Source organism: Mesoaciditoga sp., assembly GCF_054006115.1.
The window spans coordinates 17211-37406 of the sequence record NZ_JBPNHS010000027.1 but is presented as its reverse complement, the minus strand read 5'-3'; the positions used below and the strand labels follow the sequence as shown (position 1 = coordinate 37406).

The following is a 20196-nucleotide window of genomic DNA, read 5'->3' as shown; positions in this document are numbered from 1 at the left end:
TCTCATTACCATAGAGGAGATACTTGATAACGTGGCAACTGGAGTTTACTTTGTAACCTGAACGCCTCATTCTTTACTGGAATAAAGGCGCCGAAGAGCTTACTGGTTTTAAAGAAAGTGAAATCGTTGGAAAGAAGTGCTTTGAAACCCCTTTGAAACACTTAGACGATAATGGGGAAAATCTTTGCTTTGGCAGATGCCCACTCGTAGAAGCTGTGGAAAAGGAAGTAAAGGTTGAAAAGAAAGTGTGGGTTCACACAAAAAATGAAGGGTTAAAGCATATTTTAGTTAGAACCATTCCCATGCGTGATAAATTTGGAAATGTAATAGGAGCCGTTGAAACTTTTGACGATATATCTGAATATGATAAGCTTGAGGCTTTAAATAAAAAGCTAAAAACCCTCTCCACAAGGGATTCACTCACAAATCTTTACAACAAAAGAGAAATGTTTACCCACCTTGAAAAGGCGATCGCGGCTGTCAAACGCGGCAAACAAATGTACGCTGTGCTCTTAGATTTGAATAACTTCAAAAGCGTAAATGACAAATGCGGTCATATAGAAGGAGACAGAGTGATAAAGAAAATTTCGGACGAACTTCAAAGGCTCGTTCGAAAGGAAGATGAGGTTTTTCGTCCGCGTACAAGCCGCTTTGGTGGAGATGAATTCGTTGTAATCTTTGAAATAGATCCCTCGACAGATGTGAATGTCATGATAGAAAGAATCAAAGATATAAAGAAAAAGCTCGCCGTAAAAAGTTGTGCCGGAAAGATCACTGCCGCAGTTGGTGTAACCAAAATACGTGAAGATGACGACAAAGACAGCATTTTAAAAAGGGCTGACAAGGCAATGTACGAATCTAAAATGAAAAATGAAGTCGTCTTTCTGTAATAAAAGAGAATAGGCTTTTTACTTTACGAACACCCAGTTTCCATTTCTTGCAGATTCGAAGAGAGCGTCTATCACTTTCATGTTACAAAGAGAATCATTTTGTAAGGAAAAAAGTGAGCGCTTCTCTTCGATTGCCCTTGCAAAGTATTCGAATTCCAAAAGGTAGTGATCGGCTGGACCAACTTTCACATTTCGGCTTCCAATGTGAGTTTTCACAAACAAATTGGCTGGAACATCTGGAAAAGTGTTAAAAGGAATTTCGACTTTCACCAAACCATCGGTTCCATATATCTCCACGCTTTGGGAAGGAAAAGCTTGAGTAGCTACGGTAAAAAGTGAATTTTTTCCATTGAAATCCATAATTCCAGAAACCAGCGTGTCTACTCCAAACTTTTTATCTCTTTCCAAAAGAGAAAGCACCTTTGTTGGTTCTTCATTGAAAATCCACCTTGCACTTGAAACGGCATACACGCCTATATCTAAGAGAGCTCCTCCACCGTATTCCAAAATGTTGCGTATGTTTTTTGGATCTTTGTTGTCGTAAGAAAAATAGCAGTTAATTGACACCGCTTTGCCAATTTCTCCACTTTCAACTATTTCTTTTACCCTTATCCATTGTGGGTGATGCTTATACATAAAAGCTTCCATAAGCAAAACACCGTTCTTTTGTGCGTATTCAAAAGCGCTCTTCGCTTCTGCGTAACTCAAGGCAATGGGTTTTTCACACATTACATGCTTATGGGCATCAACCGCTTTTTTTATGTATTCCAGGTGTAGATGGTTTGGAAGCGGTATATAAATCGCATCAACATCCTTGTCTTTGAGAAGTGATTCGTAAGATCCGTACGCCCTTTTGACTTCGCACTTTTGGGCAAAAGCTTCTGCCTTTTCCTTACTTCTGCTTGCAATGGCGATTATCTCCACACTGTTTGATTTTTTCAAAGGAAAAAGTACTCTCTTTACAAAATGATGCGAAATCCCTAAAACCCCCAGTTTTAGTTTTTTCACAAAATTCACCCCTGAACAAGAATCTCATTTTCAATTTTACACTAAAAATTTCATAATGAGAAATTGAAAAGCACTTCCCTCTTAAGTAAAAAAAGGAAGTGCTTTTTTAAGAAAAGCGAAGTTGAATGGAGCTCTTTTTAATTCAATTTGAAAACTTTTTAATTTCTCCTGAGATTTCTACACAATTTTCCAGAGTTCTGTAGGTTGTGCTTTGTTTTTCCATGAATTCTTTCAGTGTTTCTGGATCAAACTCGAACTTGTCATTTATCTCTACAACGTAAGTTATTTTAACAAGTTTTGGGATACTCGGATCCCTGTACCCTTTCAACTCCATATGCACATCCGAATCTGTTAACTTCTTTTGTTTTTCATTGAAATACCTTTGAAGGTTTATGAGAAAGCAAGCTCCTAACGCCCCAATTATGGTTTCCACGGGAGAATGAGCGGCAGGATGACTTCCGGTTGGGCTCACAGAAACGGTTGTGACGATCTCCCTTCCTTTGTTTAGCGCCAAAGTTTCGTCCGCTTTGAACTGCGTTTCTATCAAAAATTCTTGCAGTTTTACTTCGTTACTTTCCATACTCTTGACCTCCTTTATTATAGTCATATGCTCAAAATACATTTTACCATCTGTTCTATGAGATATTATGAAGCAAAAAGAAGAAATGGTTAAATAACAACGTTGGAAATGTTAAATGTGAAGTGTTCTAGTCTACTTATAAAGTGTAGAAAGTATTAAATGTTCATCTTCTTTTGTTTTCGTAGGGTCCAATTGGATTATTCTATGAAAGCGGAATTCTACATTCTTGAAAGCTTAGTTCTACATGAAAAATTGTCAATAGAATGAACGCTAATGTTTCTCATTTTACCCATTTCAAAAGTGATTCATCTAAAACTCATGATTTTGAAAATCAATTTAAATCGACACGTGTATACACAGGTGTTATAATTTTAAAAACATGAGTGGTGGTGAGAAAATTTGAAAAAGGGAGAAAGAAGGAAAAAGATAGTTGAGCTGCTTTCAACAAGCGCAAAAGAACTTAGCGGAAAGTATCTTGCAACTCTTCTTGGGGTAACCAGACAGGTTATAGTGCAAGATATCTCTATTCTAAAATCTCAAGGATACGATATAACTTCCACGGCGCGGGGATATGTTTTGGTGAACTTTAAGAATGAAAAAAAGGGTATTACCAAGATAATAGCCGTAAAACATCCCAGAGAAAGAATAAGAGAAGAATTGGAATGTGTGGTTGAAAATGGTGGAAAAGTTTTAGACGTTATAGTTGAACATCCGCTATATGGCGAATTGCGCGGAAATATATCCATAGGAACATTGGACGAAGTTGAAAAGTTTATGAGTGCTCTTAAAACGTCTAACGCTACTCCCCTTCTCTCCCTGTCGAATGGCGTTCACCTTCATACAATTGAAACGGATAACGAAGAAAGTATGGAAAGGGTGTTAAAAGCTTTAAGCGAAAAGCATTTTCTTTTGAAATAGAAAGGGGACAATCGGTATGGCTAAAGAAAGTAGAGAATACGAAAATTTGGTAGAAAAAGTGCAAGAACTGAAGAAAGCCCGCAATGCCATTATATTGGCGCATAATTATCAAATTGGAGAGGTTCAAGATGTGGCCGATTATGTTGGGGACTCGTTTGAATTGAGCCGAATTGCCGCGAAAACAGATGCGGAGGTATTGGTATTTTGTGGTGTGAAATTCATGGCCGAAAGCGCCAAGATTCTTTCACCTGATAAAAAAGTGTTGTTGCCTGTGAAAGACGCGGGCTGTCCTTTGGCGGACATGGCAAACGTAGAAAAGATAAAAGAAATGAGAAAAAAGTATCCCAATGCCGCCGTGGTCGCTTACGTGAACTCATCCGCGGCTGTGAAAGCGGAAAGTGATATTTGTTGCACATCATCAAACGCAGTGAATATCGTTAATTCTTTAAAAGAAGACACGGTGATATTCTTGCCAGACAAAAATTTAGGCTCATACGTTGCCAAGCATACGAATAAAAGAATCATTCTTTGGGATGGATATTGTCCTGTTCATAACTCGATAACCGTTGAGGATGTGAGAAAGGCAAAAAATGAATATCCAGACGCTGAAATTTTGATTCATCCTGAGTGCCAAAATGAAGTGATTGAGATGTGTGATTACGTGGGCAGCACTGCAGGAATACTGAAATACGCAAAAGAGAGCGATTCAAAATCGTTTGTGGTTGGAACTGAAAAGGGAATAATTCATAGGCTAGAAAAAGAAAATCCAGATAAAAGATTCTATCCTTTGCAAGAAAATTTTATATGTCCTGATATGAAGAAAATTACATTAAAAGATGTTGTGGAATCCTTAGAAAAAATGGAATATGAAGTGGAAATAAACGAAGAAACGAGAAAAAAAGCTTACAATGCTTTAGAAAGGATGTTGAGGCTTTCAAAATGAATGAGATATTCGATTTTGTGATCATAGGAAGCGGCGTCGCTGGCCTTTACAGCGCGCTAAATTTTTCCGAAAATGCGAAGGTTTTGCTTTTGACCAAAAAGCGTGTAGAAGATTGCAATACCAATCAAGCTCAAGGGGGAGTGGCCGCTGCCATTGATGAGGGAGATTCATGGGAATTACACATGAACGACACATTAAAAGCCGGTGCGTCGTTGTGTGAAGAAAAAGCGGTCGAAATTTTAACAAGGGAAGGACCAAAAGAGATAAAACGATTAATGAATATGGGGATGGAATTTGATCACAAAAATGGAAAAATAGATTTCACTTTAGAGGGCGCTCATGGAAAAAGAAGAATTTTACACGCTGGAGGAGACGCAACAGGAAAGAAGCTAAGAGAATTCTTAAGTGAAAAAGTTGGAAAGAAGAAAAACGTCAAAATCGTGGAAAATGCGCTTGTATTAGAACTTTTAAGGAACCATTCAGGAAGAGTAAATGGTGTTCTAACTTTTGAAAGAGGAATTTTTAAGTTTTACAAAGCGCGGGCTGTCATTTTAGCGAGTGGAGGATGTGGCGCTCTGTACGAAAGTACTACGAACCCTGACGTTGCCACCGGTGACGGGATAGCCATGGCTTACGAAGTTGGAGCCGAAATTATGGACATGGAATTCATTCAATTTCATCCTACAGCACTTTACAATCCTAAAGGATTATCGTTTTTGATTTCTGAAAGTGTAAGAGGAGAAGGAGCGACGCTCTTAAATGAAAAAGGGGAAAGATTTATGCCCAAATACCATGAAAAAGCGGAACTTGCACCTCGTGATGTTGTTTCGCGCGCTATAATGTCAGAAATGAAGCGCTTGAAAACTCCTTATGTCTGGTTGGATGCAACTCACCTTGGAAGTGAATACATTCAAGAGCGTTTTCCAACTATTTTTAAAACACTCATGAAGTACGGCATTGATATGCGAAAAGATCGTATACCGGTAGCCCCGGCCGCCCATTACACCATGGGCGGAGTTAAAACGGATACTTTTGGAAGAACGAACATTCCAGGTTTGTACGCTTGCGGCGAAGTCGCTTGTACAGGCGTGCATGGGGCAAACCGTTTGGCAAGCAATTCTTTACTTGAGGGACTTGTATTTTCCCATCGGGCCGTTTTAAGTGCTCAAAAAGAAGAGTTGGAAAGCGATGATGGAGTGGAAATTCAAAAAATAATGCAAAAGTATGAAAAACGTTCGAAGATGGCTTCAAAAGCTAAAGAAATTCAAAAAGAATTGCGTCATAAATTATCTCTTTACGCCGGTGTTGAAAGAAACGAAAACGATCTGCGTACCTTTTTGAAATGGGTGAAAGAAAAGAATGAAGAATTGGAAGAAGGGTGGAATGAAGATATCTGGAAAACGCGCAAAGCTCTCACAGTAGGAGCTCTAATTGCAAAAGCGGCGTTGTTAAGAAATGAAAGTAGAGGGGCACACTTCAGAAAAGATCATCCTGAAAGCAAAAAAGAGTGGGAGCATTTTCATATTATTACAACGAATAAGGGGAGATGAACGACAGATGTTCTGGAATGAAAAAATCGTTGAAGATATAATAAACAGGGCCATTTTAGAAGACGTTGGAATGGGTGATGTGACCTCTGAAAATCTCATTTCATCTTCTCATACAAGTGAAGGGTACATACTGGCAAAGGAAGACGGAGTTTTAGCGGGATTGAAAGTTGCAAAAATGGTATTCTCAAAGATGGACGAATCGATTGAATTTAAAAGCATTATTGAAGATGGCCAAGAGATGAAAAAAGGTGATCGAATTGCGAAAATTAACGGGCCAACGCTTTCTATATTGAAAGGAGAAAGAGTCGCCTTGAATTTTCTGCAGAGAATGTCCGCTATTGCAACTAAAACTCGAAAATATGTGAATCTGGTAAAGGATCTTGGAGTACGTGTAACGGACACGAGAAAAACCACGCCGAATTTAAGGATTTTGGAAAAGTACGCTGTAACAGTGGGTGGAGGTTCAAACCATCGAATGGGTTTGTACGACGCCGTGATGATCAAAGACAATCACATAGCCGTGGTAGGGTCCATAGTAGAAGCTGTAAAGAAAGTACGCGCCAGTATTCCACATACCGTAAAAATAGAGATAGAAACGGAAAATTTTGAAGAAGTTAAGGAAGCCGTATCAGCAGGAGCGGACATCATAATGCTTGACAACATGAACATTGAATTGATGAAGAAAAGTGTAGAGTATATAAATGGAAGGGCAATCGTGGAAGCTTCAGGTGGCATAACAGAGAGAAATATTCGTGAAGTTGCAAAGACTGGCGTTGACGTCATATCTGTGGGTGCTTTAACAACAAAAATCGATTCATTGGACATAAGTTTGGAAATAGTAGGATGAGAAAATTCAAGGGCGATGTTTTGGAATAAAAATAAAACCAGGATTTTTTGAAACAGAAAATAGCGACCTTTAAGGTCGCTGTTTTAAAACACTTTTCAAATAATCAGCCAAATTTCTAAACGCTTTTGCTCTGTGACTTATTAGATTTTTCTCACTTTGTTCAAGTTCGGCGGTGGTTTTATCGTATCCCTCAGGTATGAATATGGGATCATAGCCAAAACCGTTTTTTCCTCTCATTTCGTACGATATCTTTCCTTCCATCACACCCTTAAAAATATGTGGACTTCCATCGTAAAAGACGGCGACGCAGGTGAAGCGTGCGGTGCGTTCCTCATCCGGCACATTTCTTAGCATTTTTAGAAGGGCCATATTTTTCTCTTCGTAGCTCTTTTCTTCCATAAAACGCGCGGATTTTATTCCCAACAAATCAGGTAAAGCGTCTATAATTAGTCCACTATCATCCGCAATTGAAGGAATTTTGGTTTTTTCATAGGCAATCTTGGCTTTCTTTAAGGCGTTTTCTTCGTACGTTTTTCCATCCTCTTCCACGTTGAACTTCATGGCTAACAGTTCAAATTCATCAAGAATGTCTTTTATTATGTCTTTGATCTCCATTACTTTATGGGAGTTTGAAGTTGCCAGTACTATTTTCATTTCTCTTTGCTTTTTCCTTTTTTAGTTTTCTTAGACACAGACTTTTTTTCTTTTTTCGTTTTTTCCTTTTCAAGCGCTTTGGAAACTTTTTCAAGTTCTTTGCAAACTAAATAGTTAACACTTCCGCGCGGGTAATTCATAGCTTTGTTCATCTTTCCAGCTTTCTTTCCCATCGCTAATTCTATGGCTTCATCTACGGTATCAACTGTCCAGATATGGAATTTACCCTTTTTTACAGCCTCCACAACTTCATCTGCAAGTACCAGATCGTCAACGTTGGAAGATGGAATTATAACTCCCTGTTCACCGTTTAAACCTTTATCCTTACAAACTTTAAAGAATCCTTCTATCTTGTATGGAACCCCTCCAACAGGTTGAACTTCTCCATGCTGGTTTATCGAACCAGTTACGGCAATACTTTGTTTTATAGGCACCTTGGAAATTGCCGAAATCAGCGCCAGAGTTTCGGCAACAGAAGCACTGTCACCATCTACCATTGAATAAGTTTGTTCAAAACTGAGCGTGGCTGATAATGAAAGCCTATTCTTTTGAGCATATTTGGAAGCAAAATAACTGGAAAGTATTAATACCGCTTTGGTGAAGATCTTTCCGGACATGTTTGCTTCTCTTTGGATATCAACAACACCATGCTCGCCAAGGTAGGTTTTAGCGGTTATCTTTACCGGCATGCCGAATGGATGCTCCGCCATTTCAAGAACAGTTAAGCCGTTTATCTGTCCAATTTTTTCCCCTGAAGTCTCAATCATTATTTCGTTCCTTTTCACGTATTCAAGCATATGATCTTCTTCAAGGGAAGTTCTTCTGTTCATGGCATTTAGAGCTTCTTTTACAGAGATTTGAGAGATCATTTTTTTGTTGGCTCTACGAGCCTTTTTATCACTCTCAATTAGAAGTGCCATAATCTTATTTATCTGAGCGGAGAGTTTGTCTCTTCTTTCAGCGAGTCTCATACCGTACTTTACAATCTCTTCTATCGCGCTTCTGTTAAGATTGAGAAGTTTTTTATCACTCACAATTGACTTTATCAAAGAAAGATAATAATCCATTCCATGATCGTCCAAACTCAATTCCCAATCAAATGGCGCTTTTATTTTGAAAAATTTTCTGAAGTCCGGCTCATATCTGTAAAGAAGGTCATAAACCCAGGGTTCACCTATCATTATTATTTTAGTGTTGACCTCGATTGGTTCAGGATTGAGCGTAACGGTTATACCGTAACCAAGATGATCTTGTATGTTTTCTATTTTTACCCTTCCACTGCTTAAAAATCTTTTCAATCCATCCCAGCTGAATGGAGATCTTAATATATCTTCGGCATTTAAAATCAAGAAACCACCATTTGCTTTGTGAACTATACCGGGTCTTATGAATCTGAAATCCGTTTGGAGAGTTCCCATAGTGGAATAGTACTCCACTTTTCCAAAGAGATTTGCGTAAGTCGGGTTGAATTCTTCTATAACTGGTGCTCCCTTTGTTTCAGAGTTATCCACTATGATGTTAACATCATATCTCACCATGAATTTCTCTTTGTCCACTTTTTCGTCCCTGAAGATGTTCAGATTGTTCAAAATATCTTTTTTTATCTTTTTTATGTGATCTACAACGTCAGAATTGCCTCTGAATTTGGCTATAAATTCGTCGAAAATTGGATCTATCGCGAACTTCGCGATTTCCTCATCGAGTTTTTCTATTTTGGATTGCAGTTCTCTATCCAAATTCCTTGATTTGTGCATAGTTCCATCTATAAGCCTTTTGACTTTTAGAATGTTGTCCTCGTATTTCTTTTTTATCTCAGGTGCCAACTTTTCGTATTCTTCCTGAGTTAAAGGTTTACCATACGCCATTGGAACGGTTATTATTCCTGTCGGCCCTATCTGTACCATAAACCCAAGTTCAAGGCTTTTTTTGTTTAATTCGTCCCATATCTCCTTTTTTTTGCCAGCGTATTTTTCTTCCAACTCACCGTGCTTTTTTTCATAATCAGAACTGTTGAAGGCTTTCAGGATGGAATTCACCACTTCTTTTTTTAGACCATCTATCGTGTCTTTAAATTCTCTTGCTCTTCCCGCCTTTAAAGAAATGGCACGTGGCGAAAGGGGATCTACAAAGTTGTAAACGTAGATCCAGTCGTCTGGCGTTGGCATGGTTGAAGCGACGTTCCTTAAAACCTCCCTTACGAAGGTATGCCTTCCACTTCCGGCTATTCCGGAAACGAATACATTGTAATTTTTATTGTCAAGTTCCAAAGCATCCTGCAAGGCGTCATAAGCCCGTTGCTGATATTCCAAACTCGAAGATATCTTAAGATGGCGAGTAGATTTTGGAATGTCAAAACGAGCCAGATTTATTTCCAAATCGCGTGAGGAAATCTCTTTCATATAACATCCTCCTTTTTGCTTTTTCACCCACATATAACGTGAGTAGTCTGTCTTTAGTTTCATTATATAACATGCAGACTTCAAAATGAGGCTCGCTAACGTATATTTGTGTTAAAATTAGTTTGAAATGGCAAAGGCGAGGAGGGGAAAAAATGAAAAAGGTTACTTCAAGAGATCTTTTGGGATTTAAATTCGTAGGAGATCCGCAGATAAGCCCAGACGGTTCGAAGGTGATTTTCACGGTAAGCCAGGCAAATGAAAAGAAGAACGATTATTTCAAGCAACTCTTTATGTACGATGGCAAGACGATAAAAACTTTCACTAGCGGTCCAAGCGATGGAAATGCAAGATGGTCACCAAATGGCCAAAAAATAGCTTTCATCTCAAAAAGAAGTGAAGAAAAGGGCAATGACCTCCTGATCATAGATGCAAATGGAGGTGAAGCTCAAAAACTTGCACATTTTGAAAACGGTATTGCGAATTTCGAATGGTTGAACGATAAAACCATAATTGCTGGAGTTGTTGAAAAGGGAAAAAGAGATCCTAAAGATGACGTTCACATAATAGAGAAAATACCTTTTTGGATCAACGGTGAGGGATTCATTTATGACACTTCCATCCAACTATACACCATAGATCTCAAAGGAAAAAAGAAAAAGCTAACGAATGAAAAGGGAATTATTGAATCTTACGCTTGCTCTCCAGATGGAAAAAAAGTGGCCTTTGTTGAAATAATTGACATGGAGAAGACCCCAATGATATCTGATCTCTTCGTTATGGAAATTGGTAAGAAAGCTGTAAAGTTGACAAATTCCGATATGTCTATAGGCAATATAGCGTGGGATCCCACTTCAGAACAAATTGCATTTACGGCTTCCAATTTAAAGCACGGTTCTTTCACAAATCATAGGGTATACAAAATTAAAGCCGGGAAAAATGCGAAAATTAAAAAGCTTTGCGACATGGATCTTTCGAAATGGAATTCCGTTAACAGCGATAGCAGAATATCTTCCCCCACACCGTTTTACTGGGTAGATAAATGGATATACTTTACCGTGACAGATGGTCCGGCAGCCAAGATATACAGGGTAAAAGCGGACGGAGGAAAAACGGAGGAAGTTATTGGCGGAAAAAGATGTGTGGATGGTTTTAGCATTTCCAAAAATGGGGTAAAAGCTTTTACAGCCATGGACTTCACTTCGTTGGATGAACTTTACGTATTGAAGGGTAAAAAGGAAAAACAGGTTACCCACTTAAATTCTAAGTATTTGAAGAAACTAACACTTTCTGAGCCGGAGCATTTTTACGTAAAGACGTCTGATAACAGAAAAATAGACGCATGGCTCATGAAGCCCATAGATTTTGACGAGAAAAAGAAGTATCCGACTGTACTTGAAATTCACGGAGGTCCAAAAACTTCTTACGGTTACGGATTTTTCTTAGAATTTCAAATTCTCACTTCTCACGGCTACGCAGTGCTATTTTCAAATCCCAAGGGAAGTGATGGATACGGTGAAGAATTTTCCAACATCTTTGGGGCTTATGGAAAAAGAGATTATCAGGATCTCATGGAAGTAATGGACGAAGCCATTAAACGATTCAAATTCATAGATGAAAAGCATTTAGGTGTAACAGGTGGTTCTTACGGTGGTTACATGACAAATTGGATAGTTGGACACACAAACAGATTCAGAGCGGCTGTTACCCAGAGATCTATAAGCAACTGGACTTCATTTTTTGGAACAACGGATATAGGATATTTCTTTGGTCCCGAACAACTTGGCGGCGATCCCTGGACAAATGCAAAAGGATACACCGAGATGTCTCCTCTGACTTATGCTGATAAAGTAAACACTCCCTTGCTATTCATTCACTCCATGGAAGACAAGAGATGCTGGATGGCGGAGGCTTTACAATTTTTCACCGCTTTGAAGTATTTTGGGAAAGAAACCAAATTAGCTCTCTTTCCAGATGAGACTCATGAGTTGTCTCGTTCCGGAAAACCTTTACACAGAATAAAGAGACTTGATCTCATTCTCGATTGGTTTGAAACCCACTTGAAGGAGAGAAAAAATTGAAGGTTGTAGCCACGAACTCAAAGGCAAGGAGAAATTTTGAAATTTTAGATAAGTACGAGTGTGGAATAGAACTCAAGGGTACGGAAGTAAAGTCTCTGCGAGCTGGTAGTGTTAACATAAATGATGCATACTGCATAGTGAGAAGGGGAGAACTTTTCGTTGAAAACATGCATATTGCACCATACAAAGCGGGCAACGTTTTTAATCACGATCCCCTGAGACGGCGAAAGCTTCTTATGCATAAAAGAGAAATTGTAAAGCTTGCAAGTAAAGTGGAGCAAAAGGGATTAACGTTAGTTCCGCTAAAAGTTTACTTTAACGATAGAGGAAAAGCAAAGATTGAAATTGCTTTGGCAAAGGGAAAACATCTTTACGACAAGCGAGAAGATATCGCAAAGAGGGATCAAGAGCGTGAAATAAGGAAAAAAATGAAATACCAACTTTAACAGAGGGAGGAAAAAATGTTTCCAGAGCTGATAATAAATACCGATGCCCTCTCTTACAATTCCCAAAAGGTATCTGAACTTTGTCATAAAAACAACGTGAGATTGGTAGCCGTTACCAAAGTGCTTTGTGGGAATCCTAAAATTGCCGCGATATACCTGGAAAATGGAGCAGACGTTATAGGGGATTCAAGAATAAGAAATATCGTAAAAATGAGAGAAAAAGGCATAAAAGGTCCTTTTATGCTGATAAGAATACCAATGTTTGAAGAAATACCACTCGTGGTTAAGTACGTTGACGTTGTTTTGGTATCCGAATTGGATATGGTTAAAGAAATATCAAAACACGCTTTTAATTTGAGAAAAAAACAGAAGATATTGTACATGGTAGATGTTGGAGATTTGAGAGAAGGTGTATGGTACACAAAGGCCTACCAGGAAATATACAAAGCCTCAAAATTTCCATTTGTAGAGCTTTACGGAATAGGAACGAATTTAGGATGTTACGGTGGCGTAATACCAGATGAAAAAAGGATGAACATACTAGTTAACATTGCTGAACAACTCGAAAAGAAAGGAATAAAAGTGAACGTGATCAGCGGAGGAAACACTTCCGCCATTTATTTGATGGAAAAAGATCAACTCCCCCCTGAGATAAATGAGTACAGAATCGGAGAGGCAATCGCGTTGGGAACGGATATCACAAATGGGAGGATTTTTGAATTTCTCAGGCAGGACACCTTTACACTTAAAAGCGAGGTAATAGAGCTTAAAGTTAAACCTTCAGTTCCCGAGGGAAAGATAGGCAAAGATTCAATGGGAAGAACACCGCATTTTAAGGACAAAGGCATGAGAGTTAAAGCGATAGTCGCTTTAGGCGAGCAGGATGTGGCGTCCGATGGGCTGATTCCTATGGAAGACGGGGTGGAAATTTTGCATGCTTCCAGCGATCACATGGTTTTAGACGTAACGGAATGCAAAAGAAAGGTAAAAATCGGCGATAAGATGAGCTTTAGGTTGAAGTACAGTGCTTTGTTAAGAGCGATGACATCTCCTTACGTTGAAAAAGTTTTCAATTCAGACAACGGTAATGTCTAAAAATGCAAAGGAGAATTTGGACGATGCAGGAAGTTAACACAAAGGAATTCATTTCTTTTTTTGACTCTTTAAACGTTGGGGTTCTTATCCATAAAGAAAAAATTCTTTACGCTAACGATTACCTCTTAAAGCTATACAAGGTAGAATCTTTCGAAGATGTAAGAAACAGAGATCCGATTGACTTCGTGTTTGATGAATACAAGGAAGCTTTTCAAATCAATTCGAAAGCGATAATGGAAGGTAAAAGTTTGCCACCCATTATTGAGAAAACGCATGACGCTCAAGGCAACGATTTGTGGGTTGAAATGGTTCTTTCAAATGTTTTATTCAACGGCGAAAAGGCCATATTGGTATTCATTAAAAGCGTAAACGAAAGAGTTCAAAGGGAAGAGAAGCTCTCTCAAGTGTACAAACTTGAATTGATAAAAGACTTTTCCGTGCTTTTAAAAAAGAAAGATTCACTTAAAGAGATCGGCAAAAGAACCTACGAATATTGCCATGAAAATGAAATAGCCGACTACCTCTACATCGCATCCGTAAAGAAAGACAACATTTTCATAGAGTGGTCTCATCTGGAATACGCCGAAATATTACATCAAGAACTCCCAAGAAGCCAAAAAAAGGGCATTCTGTGGTACATAGTGGATACTGGAAAAGAATTGTACCTTCCTAACGCATTTGATTTCGAAATAGGGGATTACAAATTAGTCCACCTTTCAAGTCTTTCACGAGAGATACCGGTTTCCTACTTTGGTGTTCCAATAAAGGAAGGGGAAAGGGTAAGAATGATTGTTTCCTTCCTGAAAAAGGGCTATGGAGCTTTTTCTGAGATCGATTTCACATTTTTTAAGGTTGTGGCGGCACAAATAGAAGTTGCAACTCAGTTCAACGTTATCACGCAGGAACTGGAAAGAGAAAGGGAAAAGTTCAGAGAATTGGCAATGGAGGATGCCTTAACGGGGGTTTACACCAGGCATTTCTTCAACGAATGGATTCAAAATTACTATGAAATAATCAGAAGAAAAAATGAGTATGCCTCCATAGTCATGATAGATGTGGATCACTTTAAAAAGATAAATGACAATTACGGGCATCTCATCGGTGACAAAGTTCTAAGAGCCGTGGGAAATGTGTTGAAAAGCAGTACGAGAAGAATGGACTTGGTGGTAAGGTACGGTGGAGATGAATTTCTTATGGTCTTTCCACAGACGACTCAAAAGAGAGTCGATGAAATTTTAAAAAGAATTCAGTCAAAGCTTTCAAGTTTGAAAAAAGAATTCGGTTTTGAAATAAGTTTGTCTTACGGCATCGCTTACATGAGTCCAGAAAAAGATTACAAACAAGCTTTGCAAAGTGCTGATGAAAAAATGTACGAAATGAAGAATTCAAAGTGAGAATAGAGCATTTTGACGCATTGAAAATGAGATTTTATGTTGCGCGTGAACAATCTCAAAAAACAATTTTTTCGAAGTCCTGTCAGAACGGATTCGCTATTCTCTTTCCATCTTACAATTCAAAATACGAGGCACGCTTAGACACTTGTCCGTGAGCGTTGCGCTTTTTCGGTGTGTCCTGCGCCTTTCAATCTCATATTTTGAATCTTCAGCCGGAGAGCTCATATGTTCTAAACAAGTGCTTCGAGTATGAAGTTAAATCTTTTCTTGAAATACTTTGTAACATTGACACACAGGTTGAGATTTTTAATCCGTTTTTAATGCTTTGTGTTATTGGTATGATATACATATAAGAAAGCCGACGCGCAAAACGTCGGCAGAAAGTAAAAAGAGAAGCCAACTTTCAAATTTTCAAGAAAGTATTCGATAAATAAGTTGAGCGTATATCCTCGAAACCATTAAGAGATCATCCAATTTTATTCTCTCATTTGGTTGATGCTCAAGCGATTCTCTTCCCGGGAAAAGTGGGCCGAATGCGACAGCGTTAGGAATGGCCCGAGCGTATGTTCCACCACCTATCGAAATCAAGAATGCTTTTTCTTTTGTCACATCTTCATAAACTTCTGAAAGCAGCTTTATAAGATCGCTATCTGGCGAAACGTAAAGAGGCTTTTGATTGTGTTGTTTTTCCACTTTCATTCCTTTTAAAGCCGTTTTAATTTGAGTTTCTATCATGTCTACGTTGAAAAAGATGGGATAACGAATGTTTATAACTATTCTTAAGTTCTCTTCATCCGCCTGAATGGTTCCAAGATTAAGTGTCAATTTTCCAGACGCTTCATCTGATCCGGCAATGCCCAGGCTTTTCCCATTAGGCTCGTAGCCTATCTTTTCGTTTATGATTTTTATACTCTCATCCGCAAGATCGGCATGAACTAAAAAGTCCAACAATGTGGCTATGGCATTCACGCCTTCTTCTGGTTTTGAGCCATGGGCGGATTTTCCAAAAGCTTCCACTGTCAACTCTCCATTATTGTAATTGGCCTCTATTTTTGCACCGTTCTTGGGCGCAAAATCGTTTATCCGTTTGATAAGATCTTTGTCTTCCGTTTTCACAACGGCTTTTGCGTGCGCAGCCACCATGTTTGAAGCTTCTCCACCTCGAATGGATACGACACTGCTTTTACCTCGTTTGGACGATATTTCAAAGTTCACTATCCCTTTTTCACAATTTATTATTGGAAAATCCGCATCTGGGGTAACACCCCATTCTGGCATTTCTTCATGTTTGAAATAGTAGTCGAGTCCCTTCCAACCCGTTTCTTCGTTTGTTCCAAATATGATTCTTACACGGGATTTTGGCTCTACGCCAAATTTTTTCACTGCGATAAGGGCAAAAAGCGCCGCCATAGTTGGTCCTTTATCATCTATCGCGCCCCTTCCCCAAAGGTAGCCGTCTCTTATAATTCCACCATAAGGATCAACGTTCCATCCATCTCCTTCCGGAACGACGTCTAAATGCCCTAATATTCCAAATAGTTTTCCACTTTTTCCATATTCGACATGTCCAGCGTAATTATCAACGTTTTTGGTCGCCAGACCGTATTCTCCTCCTACTTTAAGGGCGTACTCTAAAGCTTCCTTTACTCCTATTCCAAAGGGAGCATCTCCCTCTTTTGGATTTTCAACACTTTTGAACTTTATTATCTCGCTTGCCGCCTTGAAAAGATCGTCTTTTAAAGACAAAACCACATTGTCAAGTTCTTTATTCACCTTAATTACCTCCTTTTTTGTTCACTTTCTCTTCTATTTTACACCTTAACGAAATTCTATTTGCATAACTGATGCGTTGGTGTATAATACCCAAAATGAAGTGGAGAACAAGTAAAAAAGTGGTATTTTACTCTTAGCATGGTGCTATAATCTTTTCCATATTGAAAATTTAATTCTAGGTAGGAGGTAATTCCTTTGGAAAAAGAATTAAGGGATAAAATAGAAGAGGTCGTTTCTTTGATACAAGATCATGAGATCAGAGATTACTCTTCTCCAGATGTCGTCTGGGATGATGATATGGGTTACATGATCGAAAATGAAGGAGATGTTTTGGAAGATCTCGTATGGAATGGATTGACGGAATCAGAATCTAAAACGATGCTGAAAGATTACAAAGAAGAACTGAAAAAAGCAAGTGCATTGGTAAATAAACTTATAGAGGAAAACTTGATAGCGTCGGAAGATGAGATATGGGATTACATTGATGAAGACGATGATGATTTTTACGAAGATGATGACTAAATTAGCTAAATAGGTGGGCTAAAATGAGAAAAGCTACCGATCTTAAAAAATTATTGATAGAAGCCAACAGTATGCACGCATCGGATGTGCATTTAACGGTTGGAATGCCACCAGTTTTTAGGATATATGGGGAACTGGTGCCGCAAACTTTTTATGAGCCGTATACGCATGAAGAGCTTGAGTTGATATTGACAGAACTTTTGTCATCTTTGAATATGAGCTTTGATAAAAAAGAGAAAGATTTTTCATTTGGTTTGGAAAAAATTGCGAGAGTTAGAGGAAACATCTTTTTGGAGCGTGGAAATATTGCAGCAGCTTTCAGACTTATAACTTACAATATTCGCAACTTCGATGAATTAGGCCTTCCGCATATTCTTTCCGAATTTTCAGACCATGTGAATGGTATAGTTTTAATAGCCGGGCCAACTGGAAGTGGAAAATCCACCACTTTAGCTGCTATGATAGACAAGATAAACAAAGAACGCCCAGTTCATATAATCACGATTGAGGATCCTATAGAGTACATCTTTCAAAGTAAAAAAGCGCTCGTTCACCAGAGACAACTCGGATACGATACGAATTCGTTTTCAGATGGTTTAAAGTACGCCCTAAGACAGGATCCAGACGTTATCTTAGTGGGAGAAATGAGAGATCTAGATACTATGCGATTGGCTTTAACCGCAGCCGAAACGGGTCATTTGGTTTTTTCAACCATACATACGAACTCGGCAGGTTCCGCTCCAGAAAGAATTATAGACGTATTTCCCGAGCATCAGCAAAAACAGGTGGCTATTCAGTTGGCAAACACGTTGGTAGGTATAGCTTATCAGAGATTACTTCCAGGTGTAGATGGAAAATCGTACGTGCCGATAGTCGAAATTCTTAACGCAACAACTGGTGTTAAGAATTTAATTCGTGAAAACAAAGTTCATCAAATAGATTCGTTAATAGAAACGGGATCCAAATTTGGAATGATCACATTTGACGATGCATTAAAAAAGGCCATAGCTGCCGGCAAAATAAGGAGAGAAGATGCTTTGCTCTTTGCCAGGATGCCTTCTAAACTTTGATGGATAAAAAGCCCGCATCAATGCGGGCTTTTTATTACGATTCTTTATTATCTTCTTTTGTTTCTGAAAGCCTTTCGTTTACAAAGCGCAATTCTTCTTCTAACCAACGCTTTTGATCCTCAAAATAACGCCTTTCATCTTCTTTTGAAACACCATAATAAGGATAAGGAGCGTAATATCCTCTAAATCCCCATCCGGCTCCTCTAAAGCCGTAACCACGTCCCCATCCTCTTCCATAACCACGTCCCAAGCCTAATCCCAATCCTCTTCCTCCTGCCATGTAACCGGGTACATTGTTTCCATTACAATATCCCAATCCTCTGCCCGTTCTTGGGCCATAACCTAAGGGTCCAGTTCTGTCTCCCCAGGGCATACACGATCGCCTCCTTAAAGAATATATATGTTTTACGCATATATATTATCACTTTACTTCCCATTTGTCAAGATAGCATCAATTACTTTTGACGTGGAAGCGTACCATTTGAAATCCTTGTAATTGAAGAATTTAACTCCTGCGTTTATGGCAAATGGAATTTTTTCCTTATTGAGAGAAGAACTAACAAAACTTGCGAATTCAATTTCTTCTTGAAGTGAATAATCTCCCATCGGAGCACCGTCTGGCATTTTGAATGGTTTCTTTGCGTGATTAAAATTAGTTGGCATCCAGGCACCATTCCATGAGTATAAATCATGTGACTCGCACCATTTTTTGGCGAATTCTATTTTCTTTAAGATGAGGTTCTTTTCGTAATTGGTTCCGGTAGTCCAGATCTTTGATTTATTTCTTTTGCTTGGACCCGCGGCGTAAAAGTGCCATTCGATCATTATGTATTTGTCTCCCTTTGGATACCATAAATTTGGGAGAAGGTAAGGATTTGAAGTTTCGTTTGGGCTGAGAAATAGTATTCTGTACTTATCTACGTCCCTTATCTCATTCACGGCTTTTTGATAGAATTCATTGAGAAGGGAGTTGTTTTTAGATATATTTCCCGAAGTTTCTATGATGAGATCATATGAAACAACGTAAGGATAATTTTTGAATATCATTGCGACTTCCTTCCAGAAATTCAGCGCATCATTTAAAGTTGAGGGATTCGGGTTTTCCCTGAATTTCGTTGCCGTAAAAGTTATTACTGGTATTAGATGCGCTTTGAGACAGTCCTTTATAACCATGACAAGCTGTTGTTTCAAGGTTAAACCATCTTTTTGTATACTGTCAAGTGGAGCATCTTTTACCCTTATTCTTACATGCGAAAATCCCCTTTGCTTGAACAACATTGGGATGTTTATACCTCTATCCCGGGCAATCTTGTACGCTTCCATGATCTTAGGAAAAACGACCCAATTAACGTCTATTCCCACACCTAACATCTTTTGATAACTTTGAGGAGTTATCGGTGTTGAAGTGGTAAAGAGATTTGAAGCATTTGCAATTGAAAGAACAAAAAGCACAAAAAATAAAGACAAAATCTCCACTTTTTTCATGAATTCATCTCCCCTTCTTCATGCATCTTTATCTTTAATTTAGATGGAAAAATCATCGTGTAAGTTCATTTTAGTGAGTATAAACGCACATTGAAGTTACCAATCGAGTTAGTTCAAACTCTAAAAATGCCATTAAAAAAGCGCCTTTCGGCGCTTTTTCTTTAAAATGTGGTTGAATTCCATCCCCACATGTACCCTTGCGAATCCGAAAAACTTATGTAAGTTCTATCCGCCTTTACACCTATTTCTTTTTCAAGCAAATCGCATATCGCCTTGGACAGCTTCGGAGTTTGAGAAGAAGTTAACCCTATACTCCTCAAATCAACAAAAGCGCATTTTTCTGTACTTCCACCAAATGTCATCGTTTTTTCTTCCACGGAAACCATCACGTACATTTCCGGTTTTCCAAGCTCATTAGCCACCAAAGAAGAGAGTTTCTTTGCCAACGATTCCTTATCACCAATGTTGGCGTTGGTTTGTAATCCACAGTAAGGCATTTTTACACCCCCAATCATCATTTGATGCTAATTAAAGTATATCTCTA

The 20196-nt window shown here is 38.6% G+C and carries 19 protein-coding genes; 11 read left to right on the top strand and 8 right to left on the bottom strand.

Annotation, left to right across the window (positions count from 1 at the left end; genetic code table 11):
* Window positions 1–68: 68 nt before the first annotated feature.
* Window positions 69–890 (top strand): sensor domain-containing diguanylate cyclase, encoded by an 822-nt coding sequence (locus ACXJIN_RS05795; protein ID WP_456400465.1) that lies wholly within the window; start codon window positions 69–71, stop codon window positions 888–890.
* Window positions 891–908: 18 nt separating this feature from the next.
* On the opposite strand, the gene ACXJIN_RS05790 is transcribed toward ACXJIN_RS05795, so the two are convergent.
* Both ACXJIN_RS05790 and ACXJIN_RS05785 read right to left on the bottom strand, forming a co-directional pair.
* Window positions 909–1898, bottom strand: a complete 990-nt coding sequence (locus ACXJIN_RS05790; RefSeq protein ID WP_456400353.1) for a Gfo/Idh/MocA family protein — start codon at window positions 1896–1898, stop codon at window positions 909–911.
* Between the two features lie 142 nt (window positions 1899–2040).
* Window positions 2041–2478, bottom strand: a complete 438-nt coding sequence (locus tag ACXJIN_RS05785) for an OsmC family protein (protein WP_456400351.1) — start codon at window positions 2476–2478, stop codon at window positions 2041–2043.
* Window positions 2479–2877: 399 nt separating this feature from the next.
* Between ACXJIN_RS05785 and ACXJIN_RS05780 the strand changes: the two genes are divergently transcribed.
* From ACXJIN_RS05780 to nadC, 4 genes are read left to right on the top strand one after another with little or no spacing between them, the layout of a single operon-like run.
* Window positions 2878–3396: a transcription repressor NadR gene (locus ACXJIN_RS05780; RefSeq protein WP_456400349.1), complete on the top strand. Its 519-nt coding sequence runs from the start codon at window positions 2878–2880 to the stop codon at window positions 3394–3396.
* Between the two features lie 16 nt (window positions 3397–3412).
* Window positions 3413–4339, top strand: a complete 927-nt coding sequence (gene nadA, locus ACXJIN_RS05775) for a quinolinate synthase NadA (RefSeq protein WP_456400347.1) — start codon at window positions 3413–3415, stop codon at window positions 4337–4339.
* A complete protein-coding gene (gene nadB / locus ACXJIN_RS05770; protein WP_456400345.1) occupies window positions 4336–5889 on the top strand; it encodes an L-aspartate oxidase in 1554 nt (517 codons plus the stop codon). Before nadA ends, nadB begins: the two co-directional genes overlap by 4 nt.
* A 7-nt stretch (window positions 5890–5896) precedes the next feature.
* Window positions 5897–6736, top strand: coding sequence for a carboxylating nicotinate-nucleotide diphosphorylase (gene nadC / locus ACXJIN_RS05765; RefSeq protein ID WP_456400343.1), 840 nt, complete (start codon window positions 5897–5899; stop codon window positions 6734–6736).
* 69 nt (window positions 6737–6805) lie between these two features.
* Here the strand turns inward: nadC and rdgB are convergent, their stop codons facing one another.
* Together rdgB and ACXJIN_RS05755 are read right to left on the bottom strand one after the other, a co-directional pair.
* Window positions 6806–7390, bottom strand: a complete 585-nt coding sequence (gene rdgB / locus ACXJIN_RS05760; RefSeq protein ID WP_456400341.1) for an RdgB/HAM1 family non-canonical purine NTP pyrophosphatase — start codon at window positions 7388–7390, stop codon at window positions 6806–6808.
* Window positions 7387–9789, bottom strand: coding sequence for a Lon protease family protein (locus tag ACXJIN_RS05755; protein WP_456400339.1), 2403 nt, complete (start codon window positions 9787–9789; stop codon window positions 7387–7389). Before ACXJIN_RS05755 ends, rdgB begins: the two co-directional genes overlap by 4 nt.
* A gap of 152 nt (window positions 9790–9941) precedes the next feature.
* Here ACXJIN_RS05755 and ACXJIN_RS05750 point away from each other — a divergent pair, with 152 nt between their 5' ends.
* From ACXJIN_RS05750 to ACXJIN_RS05735, 4 genes are read left to right on the top strand one after another with little or no spacing between them, the layout of a single operon-like run.
* Complete coding sequence (locus tag ACXJIN_RS05750; RefSeq protein WP_456400337.1) at window positions 9942–11867, top strand: alpha/beta hydrolase family protein; 1926 nt, start codon at window positions 9942–9944, stop codon at window positions 11865–11867.
* Complete coding sequence (gene smpB, locus ACXJIN_RS05745) at window positions 11864–12313, top strand: SsrA-binding protein SmpB (protein WP_456400335.1); 450 nt, start codon at window positions 11864–11866, stop codon at window positions 12311–12313. Before ACXJIN_RS05750 ends, smpB begins: the two co-directional genes overlap by 4 nt.
* A 15-nt stretch (window positions 12314–12328) precedes the next feature.
* On the top strand, window positions 12329–13408 hold the full coding sequence (locus ACXJIN_RS05740; protein ID WP_456400333.1) for an alanine/ornithine racemase family PLP-dependent enzyme: 1080 nt from the start codon (window positions 12329–12331) through the stop codon (window positions 13406–13408).
* 23 nt (window positions 13409–13431) lie between these two features.
* Window positions 13432–14802, top strand: a complete 1371-nt coding sequence (locus ACXJIN_RS05735; protein ID WP_456400331.1) for a sensor domain-containing diguanylate cyclase — start codon at window positions 13432–13434, stop codon at window positions 14800–14802.
* A gap of 411 nt (window positions 14803–15213) precedes the next feature.
* Here the strand turns inward: ACXJIN_RS05735 and pepV are convergent, their stop codons facing one another.
* On the bottom strand, window positions 15214–16575 hold the full coding sequence (gene pepV / locus ACXJIN_RS05730) for a dipeptidase PepV (protein ID WP_456400329.1): 1362 nt from the start codon (window positions 16573–16575) through the stop codon (window positions 15214–15216).
* 195 nt (window positions 16576–16770) lie between these two features.
* On the opposite strand from pepV, the gene ACXJIN_RS05725 reads away from it, so the two are divergent.
* Together ACXJIN_RS05725 and ACXJIN_RS05720 are read left to right on the top strand one after the other, a co-directional pair.
* Window positions 16771–17097 (top strand): hypothetical protein, encoded by a 327-nt coding sequence (locus ACXJIN_RS05725; protein ID WP_456400327.1) that lies wholly within the window; start codon window positions 16771–16773, stop codon window positions 17095–17097.
* A gap of 23 nt (window positions 17098–17120) precedes the next feature.
* The gene (locus ACXJIN_RS05720) at window positions 17121–18167 is read left to right on the top strand and encodes a type IV pilus twitching motility protein PilT (RefSeq protein ID WP_456400325.1); all 1047 of its coding nucleotides are present in this window, start codon (window positions 17121–17123) and stop codon (window positions 18165–18167) included.
* A 34-nt stretch (window positions 18168–18201) separates the two neighbouring features.
* On the opposite strand, the gene ACXJIN_RS05715 is transcribed toward ACXJIN_RS05720, so the two are convergent.
* The 3 genes from ACXJIN_RS05715 to ACXJIN_RS05705 all read right to left on the bottom strand — a co-directional run bounded on the left by ACXJIN_RS05715 (window position 18202) and on the right by ACXJIN_RS05705 (window position 20149).
* Window positions 18202–18540, bottom strand: coding sequence for a DUF5320 domain-containing protein (locus ACXJIN_RS05715; protein WP_456400323.1), 339 nt, complete (start codon window positions 18538–18540; stop codon window positions 18202–18204).
* Window positions 18541–18593: 53 nt separating this feature from the next.
* The gene (locus ACXJIN_RS05710; protein WP_456400321.1) at window positions 18594–19652 is read right to left on the bottom strand and encodes a glycoside hydrolase family 5 protein; all 1059 of its coding nucleotides are present in this window, start codon (window positions 19650–19652) and stop codon (window positions 18594–18596) included.
* A gap of 161 nt (window positions 19653–19813) precedes the next feature.
* Complete coding sequence (locus tag ACXJIN_RS05705; protein WP_456400319.1) at window positions 19814–20149, bottom strand: phenylpyruvate tautomerase MIF-related protein; 336 nt, start codon at window positions 20147–20149, stop codon at window positions 19814–19816.
* Between the last annotated feature and the right edge of the window lie 47 nt (window positions 20150–20196).

Coding starts and splice junctions, on each gene's coding strand:
- ACXJIN_RS05785 (WP_456400351.1), bottom strand. CDS start 2,478: ATGGAAAGTAACGAAGTAAAACTGCAAGAATTTTTGATAGAAACGCAG.
- nadA (WP_456400347.1), top strand. CDS start 3,413: ATGGCTAAAGAAAGTAGAGAATACGAAAATTTGGTAGAAAAAGTGCAA.
- nadB (WP_456400345.1), top strand. CDS start 4,336: ATGAATGAGATATTCGATTTTGTGATCATAGGAAGCGGCGTCGCTGGC.
- nadC (WP_456400343.1), top strand. CDS start 5,897: ATGTTCTGGAATGAAAAAATCGTTGAAGATATAATAAACAGGGCCATT.
- rdgB (WP_456400341.1), bottom strand. CDS start 7,390: ATGAAAATAGTACTGGCAACTTCAAACTCCCATAAAGTAATGGAGATC.
- ACXJIN_RS05755 (WP_456400339.1), bottom strand. CDS start 9,789: ATGAAAGAGATTTCCTCACGCGATTTGGAAATAAATCTGGCTCGTTTT.
- ACXJIN_RS05750 (WP_456400337.1), top strand. CDS start 9,942: ATGAAAAAGGTTACTTCAAGAGATCTTTTGGGATTTAAATTCGTAGGA.
- ACXJIN_RS05740 (WP_456400333.1), top strand. CDS start 12,329: ATGTTTCCAGAGCTGATAATAAATACCGATGCCCTCTCTTACAATTCC.
- ACXJIN_RS05735 (WP_456400331.1), top strand. CDS start 13,432: ATGCAGGAAGTTAACACAAAGGAATTCATTTCTTTTTTTGACTCTTTA.
- ACXJIN_RS05720 (WP_456400325.1), top strand. CDS start 17,121: ATGAGAAAAGCTACCGATCTTAAAAAATTATTGATAGAAGCCAACAGT.
- ACXJIN_RS05715 (WP_456400323.1), bottom strand. CDS start 18,540: ATGCCCTGGGGAGACAGAACTGGACCCTTAGGTTATGGCCCAAGAACG.
- ACXJIN_RS05710 (WP_456400321.1), bottom strand. CDS start 19,652: ATGAAAAAAGTGGAGATTTTGTCTTTATTTTTTGTGCTTTTTGTTCTT.
- ACXJIN_RS05705 (WP_456400319.1), bottom strand. CDS start 20,149: ATGCCTTACTGTGGATTACAAACCAACGCCAACATTGGTGATAAGGAA.